This is a genomic window from Pseudoalteromonas sp. XMcav11-Q, assembly GCF_040104525.1.
Classification (GTDB): Bacteria; Pseudomonadota; Gammaproteobacteria; order Enterobacterales; family Alteromonadaceae; genus Pseudoalteromonas.
The window spans coordinates 82715-100378 of record NZ_JBECOX010000012.1 but is presented as its reverse complement, the minus strand read 5'-3'; the positions used below and the strand labels follow the sequence as shown (position 1 = coordinate 100378).

At 42.7% G+C, this 17664-nt stretch carries 13 protein-coding genes; 7 read left to right on the top strand and 6 right to left on the bottom strand.

The window, feature by feature from the left end; all coding sequences use genetic code 11:
- The first annotated feature begins 117 nt into the window (after positions 1–117).
- The 5 genes from ABMY45_RS18120 (at position 118) to ABMY45_RS18100 (ending at position 5781) form a co-directional block, all read left to right on the top strand.
- On the top strand, positions 118–2079 hold the full coding sequence (locus ABMY45_RS18120; RefSeq protein WP_174168814.1) for an NADPH-dependent 2,4-dienoyl-CoA reductase: 1962 nt from the start codon (positions 118–120) through the stop codon (positions 2077–2079).
- Positions 2080–2142: 63 nt separating this feature from the next.
- Positions 2143–2850 (top strand): DoxX family protein, encoded by a 708-nt coding sequence (locus ABMY45_RS18115; protein ID WP_102056865.1) that lies wholly within the window; start codon positions 2143–2145, stop codon positions 2848–2850.
- A 185-nt stretch (positions 2851–3035) separates the two neighbouring features.
- The gene (locus tag ABMY45_RS18110; protein WP_010604857.1) at positions 3036–3584 is read left to right on the top strand and encodes an NAD(P)H nitroreductase; all 549 of its coding nucleotides are present in this window, start codon (positions 3036–3038) and stop codon (positions 3582–3584) included.
- Between the two features lie 12 nt (positions 3585–3596).
- Positions 3597–4229 (top strand): uracil phosphoribosyltransferase, encoded by a 633-nt coding sequence (gene upp / locus ABMY45_RS18105; protein WP_010604856.1) that lies wholly within the window; start codon positions 3597–3599, stop codon positions 4227–4229.
- Between the two features lie 124 nt (positions 4230–4353).
- The gene (locus ABMY45_RS18100; RefSeq protein WP_235368123.1) at positions 4354–5781 is read left to right on the top strand and encodes a M1 family aminopeptidase; all 1428 of its coding nucleotides are present in this window, start codon (positions 4354–4356) and stop codon (positions 5779–5781) included.
- A 68-nt stretch (positions 5782–5849) separates the two neighbouring features.
- Here ABMY45_RS18100 and ABMY45_RS18095 read toward each other — a convergent pair whose 3' ends face one another.
- Positions 5850–8303 (bottom strand): TonB-dependent receptor, encoded by a 2454-nt coding sequence (locus tag ABMY45_RS18095; RefSeq protein WP_349289300.1) that lies wholly within the window; start codon positions 8301–8303, stop codon positions 5850–5852.
- A 174-nt stretch (positions 8304–8477) separates the two neighbouring features.
- On the opposite strand from ABMY45_RS18095, the gene ABMY45_RS18090 reads away from it, so the two are divergent.
- On the top strand, positions 8478–9002 hold the full coding sequence (locus ABMY45_RS18090) for a YaeQ family protein (RefSeq protein ID WP_039495785.1): 525 nt from the start codon (positions 8478–8480) through the stop codon (positions 9000–9002).
- Positions 9003–9073: 71 nt separating this feature from the next.
- On the opposite strand, the gene yfaE is transcribed toward ABMY45_RS18090, so the two are convergent.
- The 5 genes from yfaE to ubiG form a co-directional block, all read right to left on the bottom strand.
- Entirely contained in the window at positions 9074–9346 is a 273-nt protein-coding gene (gene yfaE / locus ABMY45_RS18085) for a class I ribonucleotide reductase maintenance protein YfaE (RefSeq protein ID WP_010604851.1), read from the bottom strand.
- On the bottom strand, positions 9346–10476 hold the full coding sequence (nrdB, locus tag ABMY45_RS18080; protein ID WP_010604850.1) for a class Ia ribonucleoside-diphosphate reductase subunit beta: 1131 nt from the start codon (positions 10474–10476) through the stop codon (positions 9346–9348). The genes yfaE and nrdB overlap by 1 nt, the downstream gene beginning before the upstream one ends.
- Positions 10477–10529: 53 nt before the next feature.
- The gene (gene nrdA / locus ABMY45_RS18075) at positions 10530–12815 is read right to left on the bottom strand and encodes a class 1a ribonucleoside-diphosphate reductase subunit alpha (RefSeq protein WP_174168816.1); all 2286 of its coding nucleotides are present in this window, start codon (positions 12813–12815) and stop codon (positions 10530–10532) included.
- A gap of 355 nt (positions 12816–13170) precedes the next feature.
- Positions 13171–13818 (bottom strand): HAD-IA family hydrolase, encoded by a 648-nt coding sequence (locus tag ABMY45_RS18070; RefSeq protein WP_102056859.1) that lies wholly within the window; start codon positions 13816–13818, stop codon positions 13171–13173.
- Positions 13815–14525: a bifunctional 2-polyprenyl-6-hydroxyphenol methylase/3-demethylubiquinol 3-O-methyltransferase UbiG gene (ubiG, locus tag ABMY45_RS18065; RefSeq protein ID WP_010604847.1), complete on the bottom strand. Its 711-nt coding sequence runs from the start codon at positions 14523–14525 to the stop codon at positions 13815–13817. Before ubiG ends, ABMY45_RS18070 begins: the two co-directional genes overlap by 4 nt.
- Positions 14526–14790: 265 nt before the next feature.
- Here ubiG and gyrA point away from each other — a divergent pair, with 265 nt between their 5' ends.
- Positions 14791–17463 (top strand): DNA gyrase subunit A, encoded by a 2673-nt coding sequence (gyrA, locus tag ABMY45_RS18060; protein WP_235368119.1) that lies wholly within the window; start codon positions 14791–14793, stop codon positions 17461–17463.
- The last annotated feature ends 201 nt before the right edge of the window (positions 17464–17664 follow it).

Here is a 17664-nt window from a genome sequence, read left to right as displayed (position 1 = left end):
TCATGATTGAAATATCGCCAATGCTGCCAAATTCGTTAATTTCTTTCTTCTTAAGACTTGCCAAATAATAAAAAAACGTTAATGTTCACAGGTAAGACCAGTTTTGTGGGGCGGCAAATGTTAGAACAAGAACTACAACTTAAACATACCAGTTTGCGAAATCGCTTGGTAATGGGATCAATGCATACCGGGCTTGAAGAAGGGTGGCACAACCGAAAGCGGCTCGCTGCATTTTATGAAGAACGAGCAAGAGGTGGAGTGGGCCTGATCGTAACTGGTGGTTACAGTCCAAACCTACGTGGTAAGTTGACACCAATTTCTTCTTCTTTTAACTCGTTATACGATGTAATTAAACACAAAGCATACACCGAGGTAGTACATAAACACGGCGGCAAAATTTGTCTACAGTTACTACATGCTGGGCGCTATGCTTATCATCCATTCAACACTGCACCTAGTGCGATCAAAGCACCGATTAATCCATATAAACCAAAAGCAATGAGCTTAAGTGCCATCAAAGGTACGATTAAAGACTTTGCTCACTCAGCTAAGTTGGCCGAAAAAGCAGGCTACGATGGTGTGGAGATCATGGGTTCAGAGGGCTATTTAATCAATGAGTTTATGGCGGGTCATACCAATAAGCGCACTGATGACTATGGTGGTAGCTTAGAAAACAGAATGCGATTGGCAACAGATATTGTAAAAGCGGTTAGAGCGAAAGTGAGCGATAAGTTCATTATCGTTTTTCGCCTGTCGGTCATGGACTTAATCCCAAATGGCTCAACTCCAGAAGAAGTTGTGCTTCAAGCCAAAGCTTTGGTCGCGGCAGGTGTGGATATTCTTAACACCGGTATTGGTTGGCATGAGGCGCGCGTTCCAACAATTGCATCAATGGTGCCTCCTGGTGCCTACCGTGAAGCGTCACATAGGCTAAAACAGGCTGTCGATATACCCGTTGTAGCAGTAAATAGGATTAACACGCCAGATCTTGCTAATGACATTTTAGCCAAAGGTGATGCCGACCTTATTTCTATGGCGCGTCCATTGCTGGCTGATCCTGAATTCTTTAACAAATATCAAGAGCAGCGCTCGGAACAAATCAATATTTGCATCGGCTGTAATCAGGGTTGTTTAGACCACGTATTTAAAGGTAAACGAGCAACATGTTTGGTAAATCCACAAGCCGGATTTGAATTGGATTATCCACTTCAGAGTGCCCAAAGGAAAAAACAAGTACTCGTTGTTGGGGCAGGACCTGCTGGGTTGTCTGTAAGTTACTATCTCGCTAAAAAAGGCCACCAAGTTAAGTTGATTGATAAAGGTAGCGAGCTTGGTGGTCAGTTTAATTTAGCGATGCGAATACCAGGTAAAGAAGATTTCCAACATACGCTTAAATACTATGTCAGCGAAATAAATCGCTTGGGCGTTGAGCTTTGCTTAAATACACCATACGAAGAAACAATGGCAAACGCGTTTGATGATGTGGTATTTGCAACGGGAGTAAGCCCACGTATGTCGAAAATAGAATGCGCAGATGGGAAACGTGTGTTTGCCTATGACGAAGTGATTAAAGGTGAAGTAGAATTAGGTAATAAAATTGCTATTTTAGGTGCCGGTGGTATTGGCTTTGACATGGTAGCGTTTTTAACTGAACAGCGAGAACAAACGATCCCTGATTTTAAATCTCAATGGGGAATAGAATGCGAAGCGCAGCCTTCACAAGAGCAAAGGCCGATTTATATGTTAAAACGCTCTGAAGGACGTTTTGGTAAAGACTTAGGTAAGACCACCGGTTGGATCCACAGAGCCGTTGCAAAACACCACAATGTTCAGCAAATTGCAGAATGCGAATATATCAGCTTTGATAATCAAGGTTTGACCGTAAGAGTTGCGGGTGAAGAGCAACTGTTAGATGTCGATACGGTCATTGCTTGTATTGGACAAGTTTCTAACGATAGCTTGTTCGATAAAGAGGTGCTACCTGAAAATCAGCACGTTATCGGTGGGGCTAAACTGGCGGCAGCGATTGATGCTAAGCGAGCGATTGCAGAAGCCCTTCAGGTAGCAAGAAAGATCTAACGAAATAACCCAACCCAATCTGCGGTCTATACTGATAATTCAAACATCAACTATGGATCGCATATGCTTGCCAACCTACTAAAGCCGTATCGGCAACTACAACATTTATCTCAACATTTTTCTGGTATCGCGCCATTACTCATGCGCCTTATTCTCGCGCCAGTTATGATCATTGCAGGTTACAATAAATTAAATTTGGCTAATCCGGACGCGACATTTTTACAACGCCTCCTCGCCGATCCCGATATTGTCGCATGGTTTGGCAATAGTGAATGGGGCTTAGGTTTACCTTTTCCTGACTTACTTGCCTTTCTTGCCGCTTGGACAGAGTTTTTAGGTGGTTGGTTGATTTTGCTTGGCTTGCTTACGCGTTTAGTGTCTATACCGCTCATGGTGACTATGGTCGTTGCTGCAACGACGGTGCATTTGGAGCATGGCTGGTTTTCGGTAACGCCAACAAACCCAGACACCAGCGCCGCTAAAGTATTAGACTGGCTTGGCTTTGACGAAGCTAAAGTGAGCTTAGAAAATAGCGTAGCAGCGAAGCAACGTTTGGATTCAATTAAAGAGATAGTCGAAGAAAATGGCAGACCAAATTATCTCTATGAAAAAGGCAATATTGTTATTTTAAACAATGGAATTGAATTTGCGGCAACTTACTTTGTATTACTACTTTCACTATTTTTTACCGGTGGTGGACGTTATGTCAGTGCTGACTATTGGTTGAGGCTACTTATTGATAGGAAACAACGCAATTTACTTCCAGAGTAAAACGAAATATTGCAAGGATGCTATCCAGAAATCCGTGATGTCACGTGGTCGAATTTAAGGGAAAATGATAGACTACAAGCCACGTAATACCAATTTGCTTAAGTATTTGGTCTATTTCGAGACACGTATTAAGTCAAATTGGTATAATTCACGGCCATTTTGAAGGCACAACACGGGATGAGTTAATGGACGCCATAGAATTACTCTTAACACGCCAGTCAGATAGCAATCTGTCTTTTCCTGGACCTAATCCAGCTCAGTTAGAAATCATTAAAAAAGCAGCACTAAAAGTGCCAGATCATGGTGGCTTAACACCGTTTAGATTTATTACAGTTGAAGAAAAAGGCCGCGAAAAGCTAGGTGAAATCTATTATCAAGCGGCGGTGAAAGAGCTGCAAGAGCAGCGGGTGATAGATAGAGCGAGAGAGCTACCAGAGCGCGCGCCTATGTTGATCATCGCAGTATCTCCTTATCAAGAACATCCAAAAGTGCCTCGTATTGAGCAAATTCAAAGTGCCGGTTGTAGTGTACTTGCTATGCAGCAAGCCGCTTTTGCACAGGGGTTGTCTGGTGTGTGGCGAACGGGTTACTTTGCCCAGAGTCCAGAAGTGAAAAAGCAACTTGGTCTCGATGAAAAAGATGAGATCGTTGGCTATCTTTATTTAGGTACGCCTACGGTGCAGTGTACAAAGCCAGTAAGGCATAAACCAGAAGATTTCTTTAGCAGTTTATAAGGATACGCAGCCATGGCACTACATGTAATTGATCACCCATTAGTTCAGCATAAACTTGGACTCTTGCGAGAGCAGGGGATATCAACCAAAAACTTTCGCGAAATTGTCTCAGAAGTTGGCAACTTACTCACTTACGAAGCAACAAAAGATTTGACGTTGAGCGATCAGGTCATCTCTGCTTGGGACGGTAACGAATTAACAGTTAAAAGGCTGACAGGCAAAAAGATCACCTTGGTGCCAATTTTAAGAGCCGGTTTGGGAATGCTAGATGGCATACTGCAATTGATCCCAGCAGCTAAAGTAAGTGTTGTGGGTTTACAGCGTAACGAAGAAACACTTGAGCCAGTGCCTTATTTTGAGAAGTTGGTGGGCAATATCGATGCTAGACTCGCTTTGGTTATTGATCCAATGCTGGCAACGGGTGGCTCACTGATTGCTACTATCGACATGCTAAAAAAAGCAGGTTCAAAAGAGATCAGAGCGATTGTGCTGGTAGCTGCGCCTGAGGGAGTAAAGTTAGTGGAAGAAGCGCATCCTGACGTTGAAATATACACGGCAGCATTAGATAGCCACTTAAATGAGAAAGGATATATAGTCCCTGGGCTTGGTGATGCCGGTGACAAAATCTTTGGTACGAGAACCTAGCAGGTTTAGTGATTAACAGATTTTGTTTTTTGATCTAAAACAATGATACAAAAAAATATGGTAGTAAAAACATGCCTTCCGCTCTATTTTTGTTAAAACAACAAAATAATATTAAGGATAGACGATGTATTTGCTACGTATTTTTTTGTGGCTAAGCTGCATTTCTGCTTCAGCAAGCGAGCTCCCCAGCATTGAAAAAATAGAAACATTTGCAACCAACTATCATCTCAATCTCAACATACATACACAAACAAGCAATCTATCTGGCAGCGCAACGATAACGGTTAAAAATCAAGGAACAACACCAACTAGAGTAATCCCATTAAGACTTTATCGCTTGCTTAGTGTTGTCGATATCACTTCGGAAGCGGGTAAGTCCCTCAACTATACACAAGGAGTAGTAAGTAATATAGATGACTCACTATTTCAGTCTAATTATATTAAATTATCGTTATCTGAGGCGCTCCAACCCGATCAACAAACAACTTTTACTGTTAATTATTCTGGCCATATAAAGGGGTATGTAGAAACTGGGATGGCTTATATTAAAGATGACATCACCCCTTTGTTTTCTATTATTCGTATGGACGCATATGCTTATCCGCTCATCACAGTGCCTGATGATAGGGTCAATCGCGCGTCACGCTTTTGGCAGAAGCTGTATAACTACACCGCTAGCATCGAAGTGGATAGCGGCTTAGTAGTAGCAAATGGTGGAATTTTACTAGGCGTAACAGAAACCGATCAAGGACGAAAGGTTTATTCATACAAAAACCAGAAACCCTCATGGAGAATGGACTTCATGGTCGCACCATATACCGTGACAAAAGGGCATGGCTTTAAGCTATTTACGTTACCGGGAAATAAATATGCAACTGACTATATGGAAAAGGCAAAACAAACTATAACATTGTATGAAAGTTGGTTTGGTCAACGTCAAAGCACTGGTGAGTTTAGCTTTATAGAGATCCCAAAGGGGTTTGGTGCTCAAGCTGATGTTACCGCAATTATTCAAGACAGCGAGGGGTTTGTGGAGGTAACTCGTTTGTATCACGAACTGAGTCATCTATGGGACCCACGTTCGAATGAAAGCTACTCACCACGCTGGAATGAAGGTAAGGCTACCTTTTTAGAATATTTAACGGATTCACGGCTGAATAAAAGGGTGTCTTTAAGCTCGCATATGACAAACGTACTAAAACGAGCAAAAAACCAGTTCGTTAAACAGCCTAAATATTTAACGACTGCGTTTGAAGAGTATGGAAAAGCTGGGCTTAATGCCTATTCGGTAGGGGCGCTATTTTTTGCGCTTTTGCATCATGAGCTAGGAGAGGAAAGGTTTAATCATTTACTACGTACTTTTTATGCAGCACATGTTAAAAGCGGAGCATCAACAGGCGACTTTATCCTTGCACTGCGTGATTTGAAAGATCCTAACATTGATTGGATATTATCTCGTTGGGTGAATAGCCATAGGTTCACGCTTGATATTTTAGACGCTACCAACTTTGAGAACTTCATCACGTTGAGTATAAGAAGTAGTAAAATATAAATAATCCAAATAAAAAAGCTACCCACAAGAGGTAGCTTTTTGGCTTCTATAAAAGAAAGGAATCGGTATTAAAAGTAGCCTCTGATACCAAGCTTGATATTACGACCTGGAAGAGGGGCTTGCTCTTTGATAAACGAGCTATGCACAAAGCCTAGCTCATCTGTTAGGTTATCAAGGTTAACATAACCAACCATGTCACTGCCCATAAACTCAAAGTCATAGTTAAACGACATATCCACTAACGTATAGCCCTTAGTTTCACTTTCATAGCTCGCGATGTTGTCTTGCTTGAAGTAATGTGTCACCGTGAAGTTAGCTGTTAGGTTCTCGTAACTGTGTTCGTAATCGAGACCTAGCTTGTTGCTTGGAATACGTGGTAAATATTCGTCGTTATCTAACTTCGCTGTCAGCGAGTCACCAAACACTTTGACGCGTGCAAAGTTGCTTAGTTTGTAATGGGCATCAAACTCAAGGCCGTATAGCTTGGCATCACTGCTTTCAAACTTAAACACCGGAACAGCGCCTTCATGTGCATGATCCGCCACTTCTAAACCGTGCTCTGGACTATAGATATAGTCTGTTAATGCCTGATAGTAGAAGTTTTCGATGTCGTTATAGAAGAAATTAACGGTATAGCCAAAGTTACCTGAGAACTTTCTAAAGCTAATGTCTAGGTTGTTTGATGTTTCTTGTTCGATATCTTGCGGCTCAAAGTGTAAATGATCACCTTCTAGCTCATAACCAAGCCCTAGTTCATAGGTGCTGGTTGCGATATGAATGCCATTTGAAAGCAATTCGGCGGTTAATGGTGCGCGCTCCGAGCGAGACAGCGAAACAGCGACGTTTTGGCCTTCAGCAAAGTCGTACACGCCACCAATAGACAAGCTTAGATTGGTCATTTCCAGGTCATAAGAAATAAACCCATTATCTAAGTTACCACCATGGCCGTGGTCGTGATCATGATCGTGTTCACCTTCATGGTTATGATCTTCTTCGTACGCTTCCAGTTGATTGCCTTTGCTTGATAACTGGTAGTCTTCAATACGAGCACCTAACTCAAGTGTGAAGTCTCCAAAACGACGTTCTTCAAGGATGTAAAGTGCGTGCGTTTTGGTATTGGTCGATGGCGTGAAAGCTTCTGCACCGTTTGCGGCGTAATCGCTGTCGGAGAAATGATAACCAACAGTGCCGTGCCACTCTCCTAAGCGGTGCTCTGCCGTTAAGCGTAACTCAGTTGTATCATTTTCAAATACAGTACCTATGTTTCCATCTTCAATTTCAGCGTGTTCGTAATCGGTGTAGCCGACACGTAGGCCAACAGATTCAAGCCAGTCACTGTGTACTGCATAATTTACAAGCCCTTGCCAACGGTCTTGTTTTACTCGAGCAAATACGGATTCTTCTTCGTGGTCATGCCCTTCCTCTTCATGCTCGTGATCATGGTCATGACCAATATGAGAGTGAGCAGGAATACCATAGTCCGTATCAACACGGCCATAAGAGAAACCAACGGTCAGATGATCGCCAACGTAACTTGTACCTAAGTTAAATTGCTCAGAATCGATAAAGGTATTGTCGACGCGATTGGCGTACTCTGTTTCATGCTCTTCTGCCTCGTGGGCATGATCTTCGCCTTCATGTTCATGCTCGTGTTCTTCATGTTCGTCGTGTGGAAGCGCGAAATTAGGGGTTTCATAATCACCACCTTTACGCTTAACGCCATCGAAATGGAAGTTAAATCCGTCAAAGCCGGATTCTAATAATACCGCAAAGGTATTGGTATTTGAGTTGGTATCATGGCTATAGTCGGCAGCGCCCTGAAGGCTATCGATCACGTCTGTCGGAATACGATTATCAACAACATTAACCACACCACCGATTGCACCTGAGCCGTAAAGTAGGGTTGCAGGACCTCTTAGCACTTCAATTTGCTGCGCAGCCAGCGAGTCATTAGTGTTGGCGTGATCTGGGCCAACGCGCGAGGCATCGCTACTGTCTAACCCGTTTTGCGTGATTTTAACCCGAGGACCATCTAAACCACGGATGATAGGGCTTGAACTCACCGGACCAAAGTAACTAGCATTGATCCCTGGTTGGCCTTTTAGTGTTTCACCCAGTGTTGGTTTGGCACGGTTTTTTAGCTCATCCCCACTTAATACACTGACCGGAGAGGTCATTTCCATACTATTTTTATGTAGGGCAGAAGAGTAAACAACAATGCTCTCAACAGATGTTGGTTTTAGTTCGACTCGAACAAATCCTTGGGCTTCATCTACATCTACACGTTTATCAAGATAATTAGGCTTAGTAACGTGTAATTGAGAATCAGCATCTATTGCAATGGTAAATTGGCCATTCTTATCTGATTTAACTGACTTGCTTTTGCCATGAAGATGGATGGTTACATTACTAAGTGGTTGATTGTTTGCGTCAACAACTTTACCTGTTAGTTGTGCAGCATAAGCTGGCGCTGCACCTATTATTGAAATTAATGCGCTGGCGATAAGAGACTGCTTAAACATATTTTTATTACCACGAGTTAGGTTATGTATTGAACGAGTGAGCTGTTCGACTAATAGAGTGATAATATAACACTACAAATTTTGCGGATCAATAACGTTATACTATAACTTAGTTATTGTTGAAATTAGAATTACAGCTATAGTTAAGAAACAAGCTAAAGTGAGCACAACATAATGAACAAGCCATTTGTTTTCAAGGCAAGGATTAAGGTTGCTGACTTATTTCACCATAGCCACCATGAAGAAGCGTTTACTACCGCCATGTTGTCAAAAGAAAGTAGCGAGCATTTTGCGATGAAACTGCTTGGGATATGCGCACTGTCTTTTGATAAGCCGGCAAAGTGGAGCAAGGCGGAGAAAAAACATTGGCCGGACGTATGGCTAGAAGACGACAACGACCAGGTTGAAGTCGCTTTGTTTATTGGTACCTTAGAGGTCGATGAGATACTCAAGTATGAAAAGCTTTATGCTAAGGTTGTAGTGTTGTGTGCTGACGGTGAGCAATGGTTTGAAGAGCGTCGAGCGCAATTACAGTTTATTGGATCTTTCTCTGTGTTTAGTATTCCCACGGACTTTGTAGCTGAATTGTGTGAAATGCTGACGCGAAGTTTACATTGGGACGTGATTTTTGAAAATGGGGCGATGAGTGTTACTGATAGTGAACACTACATTCGTACTCAAATTACCAAGCTGATTTAACGCACTAGTTAACCTAAACTCGGGATAACGGCTGCTAGAGAACAAGTTGTTATGTCGCGGATTTTGGTTATTTACGGCAACTCTATTTTAATATGGCTTGTGGGTCTGCTACAGCACAATAAAATTTCCCCATCTCTCACAAAAGCAAGCGGCTCGTTCGCGTACTGTGTTTGTCCTTCAATGAGCTTGGCGCGGCAGGCGCCGCAAAAACCCTCGCGGCATTGATAGGGGACTTCAATATTTGCGGCTTCAAGGGTTTCGAGTATCGAAGACGAAGAAGCCACATATTCCAGTGGCTCCTCAATATTCTCAACCTGAATTAGGAAGGATGGCTTTTCAACCATTACAGGTCGAAATCGCCAAAGTCAGAGGCATCAACTTCAGAGTCGATTTGTCCAACAAGGTATGAGCTGATCTCAGCTTCCTGTGGTGCAACTTGAACATTGTCAGAAACAAGCCAAGCATTGATCCACGGAATCGGGTTCGATTTGGTCTCAAATTGCGTTGGTAAACCAACCGCTGACATACGAATATTTGTGATGTACTCAACGTATTGACACAAAATATCTTTGTTTAGTCCAATCATTGAACCGTCTTTAAACAGATACTCAGCCCATTCTTTTTCTTGCTCAGCTGCTTCAACAAACATCTTAATCGCTTCGTCACGGCATTGTGCTGCCACGATAGACATTTCAGGGTCATCTTTGCCTTCTTGCATGATATTCAGCATGTGCTGTGTGCCAGACAAATGAAGCGCTTCATCACGAGCAATTAGCTTGATGATCTTTGCATTACCTTCCATAAGCTCTCGCTCAGCAAAAGCAAACGAGCAGGCAAAACTCACGTAGAAGCGAATAGCTTCTAAGATGTTTACTGACATGATGCAAAGGTACAGAAGCTTTTTCAGTTCAAACAAGTTTATGACGACCGTTGTGCCGTTAATTTCATGCTTGCCTTCACCGTATTGATTATAAAGGCTTACCTTTTCAATCAGTTCGTCATAATACTTGGTCACTGCATCCGCACGTTCAACAATTTTGTCATTGCCCACGATGTCATCAAAGATTAACTCAGGGTTTTGCGTTACATTACGAATAATGTGAGTATAAGAGCGACTGTGAATAGTTTCACTAAATGCCCAAGTTTCGATCCAAGTTTCAAGCTCAGGGATGGAGACGATCGGCAAAAGTGCAACGTTTGGAGAGCGACCTTGCACACTGTCTAGCAATGTTTGATATTTTAGGTTGCTCAAAAAGATATGTCTTTCGTGCTCAGGAAGTGCCTGAAAGTCCAATCTATCCTTACTTACGTCTACTTCTTCTGGACGCCAGAAAAACGATAATTGCTTTTCAATTAGCTTTTCGAAAATAGGGAACTTCTGTTGGTCGTAGCGAGATACATTAACAGTTTGTCCGAAAAACATCGGTTCTTTTAATTGGTCGTTATGATTTCTGCTAAACGTAGAATATGCCATAAATGTGTTACTCAATACCTAAAAAAGCGGGTGATGACCACCCGCATAAAAAGTTATATTTTACAAGCGCCGCCTTCACAACCATCGTCTTCTGCTTCTGGTTTCATCTCATCTTGAGCATCCGAAGCACCGTCGCGGGTGTTATGGTAATAAAGTGTTTTAACACCAAGTTTGTATGCGGTGAGTAAGTCTTTTAGCAATAGCTTCATAGGAACTTTACCTGCTTCAAACTTACTTGGATCATAATTGGTATTTGCAGAGATAGTTTGATCGATGAACTTCTGCATAATACCAACCAGCGCAAGGTAACCATCGTTAGATGGAATATCCCAAAGTAGTTCATAGTTGTTCTTGAGGCGATCGTACTCAGGTACAACTTGCTTCAAGATACCATCTTTACTTGCTTTAACACTGATATGACCACGAGGTGGTTCAATACCGTTTGTCGCGTTTGAAATTTGCGATGATGTTTCAGATGGCATCAAGGCTGACAACGTTGAGTTACGCATACCGTGTTCTTGGATACTTGCTCTTAACGCATCCCAGTCAAGGCGTAATGGCTCTTCACAGACTTTATCAAGGTCACGCTTATAGGTATCTATTGGCATGATACCTTGTGAGTAGGTCGTCTCGTTAAACTTAGGACAAGCGCCGCGTTCTTTTGCCAGTTCATTCGATGCTTTCATCAGATAGTATTGGATCGCTTCAAATGTTCTGTGTGTTAGGCCGTTAGCACTACCGTCTGAGTACTTAACACCATTCTTTGCAAGATAATAAGCAAAGTTAATCACACCGATACCCAGTGTACGGCGTCCCATCGTTGCATTGTACGCAGCAGGAACAGGATAGTCTTGATAGTCTAATAGGTTATCAAGTGCGCGAACCGCAAGCTCTGCTAACTCTTCTAGCTCATCTAAAGACTTGATAGCACCTAAGTTAAACGCTGAAAGCGTACAAAGTGCAATTTCACCTTCAGGGTCATTTACATGGCTTAACGGCTTCGTTGGTAGTGCAATTTCAAGACATAGGTTTGACTGGCGGATCGGTGCAACCTTAGAGTCAAACGGGCTGTGTGTATTACAGTGGTCAACGTTTTGTAGATAAATACGACCGGTGCTCGCACGTTCTTGCGCAAACATTGAGAATAATTCAATCGCCTTAATGCGTTTCTTACGAATAGACTCATCTTGCTCGTACTTAACATACAGTTCTTCGAATTTATCTTGATCTTCAAAGAATGCGTCGTAAAGGCCTGGCACATCTGATGGACTAAAGAGCGTGATATAGTCGTCTTTAATTAGGCGGCTATACATGGTTTTGTTGAACTGCACGCCATAATCTAAATGACGCACGCGGTTTTCTTCAACACCACGGTTATTTTTTAGTACTAATAGGTTTTCAACTTCAAGATGCCAAAGCGGGTAGAATAGGGTCGCTGCACCACCACGCACACCGCCTTGAGAACAGCTTTTAACAGCTGTTTGGAAGTGCTTATAAAACGGAATACATCCTGTGTGGTACGCTTCACCATTTCTGATTGGGCTACCTAGTGCACGAATACGACCTGCGTTAATACCGATACCAGCGCGCTGACTGACGTATTTTACAATCGCAGAAGAAGTTGCGTTGATTGAATCTAGGCTATCAGCACATTCAATCAGTACGCATGAGCTAAACTGACGTGTCGGCGTACGAACACCAGCCATAATTGGCGTTGGTAATGAAATTTTGAATGTTGAAACCGCATCGTAGAATCGCTTAATGTAATCTAGACGTGTTTCTTTCGGGTAGTTTGCAAACAGGCTTGCAGCAACAAGAACATATAAGAACTGCGCACTTTCATAGATCTCACCTGTTACGCGGTTTTGTACAAGGTACTTACCTTCCAACTGCTTAACGGCTGCATAGCTGAAGTTCATATCTCGGCTATGGTCGATGTAGCTGTTTAGCTCATCAAACTCTGCTTTTGTGTAGTCAGTGAGAAGGTGCTGATCATAGCGCTTGTCTTCAACCAGCTTTACCACATGGTCGTGTAAGTGCGGCGGCTCAAAACAGCCATAGGCTTTCTTACGCAAGTGGAAAATAGCCAAACGAGCGGCTAGATACTGATAATCTGGAGACTCTTTTGAGATCAGATCGGCTGCAGCTTTAATAATCGTTTCGTGGATATCACCAGTACGAATACCGTCATAAAACTGGATGTGTGACTTTAATTCAACCTGAGAAACTGAGACGTTATCTAGGCCTTCTGCCGCCCATGTAATGACACGATGGATCTTATCTAGATCTAACGGTTCTTTGCGACCGTTTCTTTTGCATACAGATAGCTGTTGGTTCATGTTATGTGCCTGTATTCCTTAGGAACGCGCTTTAGATATCGCACGAATATAAAATTGTTTAGCAAACCACCACTATATATGGTGCCCTAGTGGCTAGGGATCACAAGATAGTGGGGTTGACGTGAATTTGCAAGAGAACAACTCGGACAGAATTGTGGATAAGTTTGGGATAATTTATTTATGTAAGTATCCACTAACCTATGACAATCCACTTATCTGCCCACAAAGAAAAATCAACAAAAAGATGATGCTTTTCAGCAAAAATAAAAAAAAATTCTAACTGATTTTTTTCTACACAAATTCGTATCTATTATAGCAAAAACACAATATATGGTGTTTTATTTTTTTATCGACACTAAATATGCGATAACGTGTCTAATGGGTTAGTAAGATAGAGATCCGCATGCCAAGACTTAGCTTCGGATTCAGATGGAATGAATCCCCACATTGCTGCTGCACTAATCATTTTTGCGGATTTTGCAGCAATAATGTCTCGCTCAGCATCACCAACATAAATACACTGCTCAGGTGACACCCCCAATTTTGACGCCACTAACAGTAAAGGCTCGGGATGAGGTTTGGCCACCGCCAGTGTATCTCCGCATACTACTGTCTCGATCTTTGCAAGTTCAGGGATCTGTTTTAGTAGCGGAAGCGTTAAAAACTCAGGTTTGTTCGTCATGATCCCAACCTGAATCTCTTTTTCTAAAAGTGCCGCTAATAACTCACCAATTTGCGCAAAGCATTGGGAATGTACTGATAAATTCTCCAGGTAGTAGTCGAGTACACCCTGCCGTAATATTTGAATGTCGTAGTGCTTTAATGACTCACCAAATCCTACTTGCAACATCGCTGCTACGCCGTTTGAAATCGCACTGCTATAAACCTGTTTGCCGACAATAGGCATTTTATTAGCAGCTAAAACGTGGTTTAGTGCGGCTCCTAAGTCATCACTGGTATCCAGCAAGGTGCCGTCTAAATCAAATAGTACCGCCTGGATCATGCCAGCTTCTCAAAGTGTAGAATGTAGTTAACTGAAACGTCTTTAGTTAAGGTAAATGTTTTGCCGATAGGGTTGTAGTTAATCCCTGTCGCCGCCCTAACTTTGAGGTCGTATTTTTCAGCCCAATCAATTAAGGTCGAAGGGCGAATAAATTTATCATGCTCATGCGTGCCTTCAGGAACCATTTTAAGCAGTTTTTCTGCGGCGACGATAGCCAGTAAATACGCTTTTGTAGTTTTGTTTAAGGTAGAAAAAAATACATGACCGCCGGGCTTAACTAGCTGTGCGACTGAACGAATAATGGATTCTGGGTCTGGTACGTGTTCTAGCATTTCCATGCAAGTTACTACATCGAACTCACCTTGGTGCATGGCTGCGAATTCTTCCGCTGGCACTTTTTGATAGTCTACGTTAACGCCGACCTCTAATGCGTGGAGCTTTGCGACGTTAAGCGGCTCTTGCCCCATATCGATACCGGTTGCATTTGCACCCAGCTTAGCCATGCTTTCTGTTAAAATCCCGCCACCACAACCGACATCTAATACTGTTTTTGCGAATAGGCCTTCACACTTATCGTTAATAAAGTCCAACCTCAACGGGTTAATGTCGTGTAATGGTTTAAATTCTCCCTCTCGGTCCCACCAGCGCTCTGCTATTTCTTCAAATTTAGCGATTTCATTAGGGTCTACATTTTGATGTTCGGTCATAAAAAACTTCCTCGTCGAATTGAGCGCATTATAAAGGGGATTAGATAAAAATAGCACCTGTAAAACGGTAAAAAGTGTGTTAGCATACTTGACGAATTTTATAATAAACAAAGCCCCCGCTGATACTCTGAGGCAATTCGGCTATTTTTTGAAGTGCGTTTAATTGGCGCTTCAGCAGAAAAAGCAATTTGCTATTCAGATAGCATCTCAACACAAGTTGTAGTGTGACACAAAAGGGGTGGACACTGAAGGAAAGTGGAGTCAAATGTCTGATCTCGCCAATGAAATCCTGCCAGTCAATATCGAAGATGAATTAAAAAATTCATACCTAGATTATGCAATGAGTGTAATCGTAGGTCGTGCATTACCTGACGTACGTGACGGCCTAAAGCCTGTTCACCGTCGTGTATTGTTCGCGATGAATGAACTTAAAAATGACTGGAACAAACCTTATAAAAAGTCAGCTCGTGTAGTTGGTGACGTAATCGGTAAATATCACCCGCATGGTGATAGCGCGGTTTACGATACTATTGTACGTATGGCTCAGCCTTTCTCTCTACGCTATATGCTCGTAGATGGACAAGGTAACTTTGGTTCTGTCGATGGTGACTCTGCAGCTGCGATGCGTTATACCGAAGTACGTATGGCGAAAGTCGCTCACGAGTTACTTGCTGACCTTGAAAAAGAAACCGTTGATTATGTACCAAACTACGATGGTACAGAGCAAATTCCAGATGTGTTACCAACTAAAGTGCCTAACTTATTGGTGAATGGTTCATCTGGTATTGCGGTTGGTATGGCGACCAATATTCCACCTCACAACTTAACTGAGGTGATCAATGGCTGTTTGGCTGTGATCCAGAATCCAGACATCACCATTGAAGAGTTAATCGACTATATTCCGGGTCCTGATTTCCCGACTGCCGCCATCATTAGCGGTAAAAACGGCATCGAACAAGCCTATAAAACAGGCCGTGGTAAGATCTATATCCGCGCGAAAGCTGAAATCGAAGTCGATGAGAAAACAAACAAAGAAACCATCATCGTTCATGAAATTCCTTACCAAGTTAACAAAGCAAGACTAATCGAAAAAATTGCAGAGCTTGTTAAAGATAAAAAGGTTGAAGGGATCAGTGCACTACGCGACGAGTCGGACAAAGACGGTATGCGTATTGTTATTGAAATCAAACGTGGTGAAGTCGGTGAGGTTGTACTAAACAACCTATATGCTCAAACACAACTACAAACTGTGTTTGGCATCAATATGGTTGCACTAGACAACAACCAGCCTAAGTGTTTCAACCTGAAAGAAATGCTTGATGCGTTTATTATTCACCGTCGTGAAGTTGTAACGCGTCGTACTGTATTTGACCTGCGTAAGGCAAGAGACCGAGCGCACACGCTTGAAGGCCTCGCAATTGCGCTAGCTAACATTGACCCAATCATTGAGCTTATTCGTAAGTCACCAACACCAGCGGAAGCGAAAGCGGCGCTAACTGCGCGAGCTTGGGATCTTGGTAACGTTAAATCAATGCTTGAGCGCACTGGCGAAGAAAATGTTGCGCGTCCAGATTGGTTAGCGGAAGAATTAGGGATCCGTGATGGTCAGTATTATTTGTCTGAGCAACAAGCCCAAGCAATCCTAGACTTAAGACTACACAAATTAACAGGTCTTGAGCACGAGAAAATTCTAGCAGAATACAAAGAACTACTCGATCTTATCGCTGAGCTACTGTACATCCTTTCTACTCCAGAGCGTTTGATGGAAGTGATCCGCGATGAGTTAGTTGAAATCAAAGAAACGTATGGTGATGAGCGTCGCACAGAGATCACTGCTGCTGCGCACGATATCAGTTTAGAAGATTTGATCAACGAAGAAGACGTTGTCGTTACGCTTTCTCATGAAGGCTACGTGAAATATCAACCTCTTAGTGATTACGAAGCTCAGCGTCGTGGTGGTAAAGGGCGATCTGCAACTAAGATGAAAGATGAAGACTTTATCGAACGTCTACTCGTTGCAAATACTCACGATACAATTCTTTGTTTCTCCACTTCTGGCCGCTTGTATTGGTTGAAAGTTTACCAGCTGCCGCTTGCATCACGTGCTGCGCGCGGAAAGCCAATTGTTAACTTGTTACCACTCGAAGCTGATGAGCGTATTACGACAATTTTACCGGTTCGTGAATACGAAGAAGATAAGTTTATCGTCATGGCGACGGCAAGTGGTATCGTTAAGAAAACACCGCTGACTGCATACAGCCGTCAGCGTGCAAGTGGCATTATTGCTATCAACTTGAACGAAGGCGATAGCCTGATCGGTGCTAACATCACCACAGGTGAAAATGACATCATGCTATTTACTGAGCATGGTAAAGTTGTACGCTTTAACGAGAAGCAGCGAGATTCTGAAACAGGTGAAGTGAAGCGCGACCCTGAAACTGGCGAAGAAATGTTGGCTTTACGTCCGATGGGCCGTACAGCAACAGGTGTTCGTGGTATCAAGATGCCAGATGACGTGAAAGTGGTATCACTAATCGTACCACAAGGCGATGGTGCAATCTTGACCGTAACTGAAAATGGTTATGGTAAGCGTACACCGCTTGAAGAGTATCCAGCGAAGAGCCGTGCAACACAAGGTGTTGTATCAATCAAAGTAACTGAAAGAAATGGTTCTGTGGTTGGCGCGGTTCAAGTTGACGACAATGATGAAATCATGTTGATCTCAAACCGTGGTACGCTAGTTAGAACGCGTGTAAACGAAGTTTCTACGGTAGGCCGTAACACCCAAGGTGTTATTCTGATCCGTACGATGGAAGAAGAAAAGGTAGTTGGTCTTCAACGCATCGAAGAAATTGAAGTGGAAGCGTTGCCTGAAGGTGATGTTGCAGAGTTTGAAGGTGAAGCAACACCGGCTGCGGAACCTGACGCAGAGGAATAAAAAACCCTATCCAAAAAAAAGCGACTTCGGTCGCTTTTTTTCTTTCTGTCAATTTTTTCAATCTGTTCCTCTATGACAAGAGCCTGAAGCCTGATAAATTAAGGCTACCAACAATCCGACGTTTTAGTCGGGCAGCCCACTGTTCATCCAAAAAGTCATGAGAATAACGCTATTCTTTGGATGATCTAGATTATTTGGAAT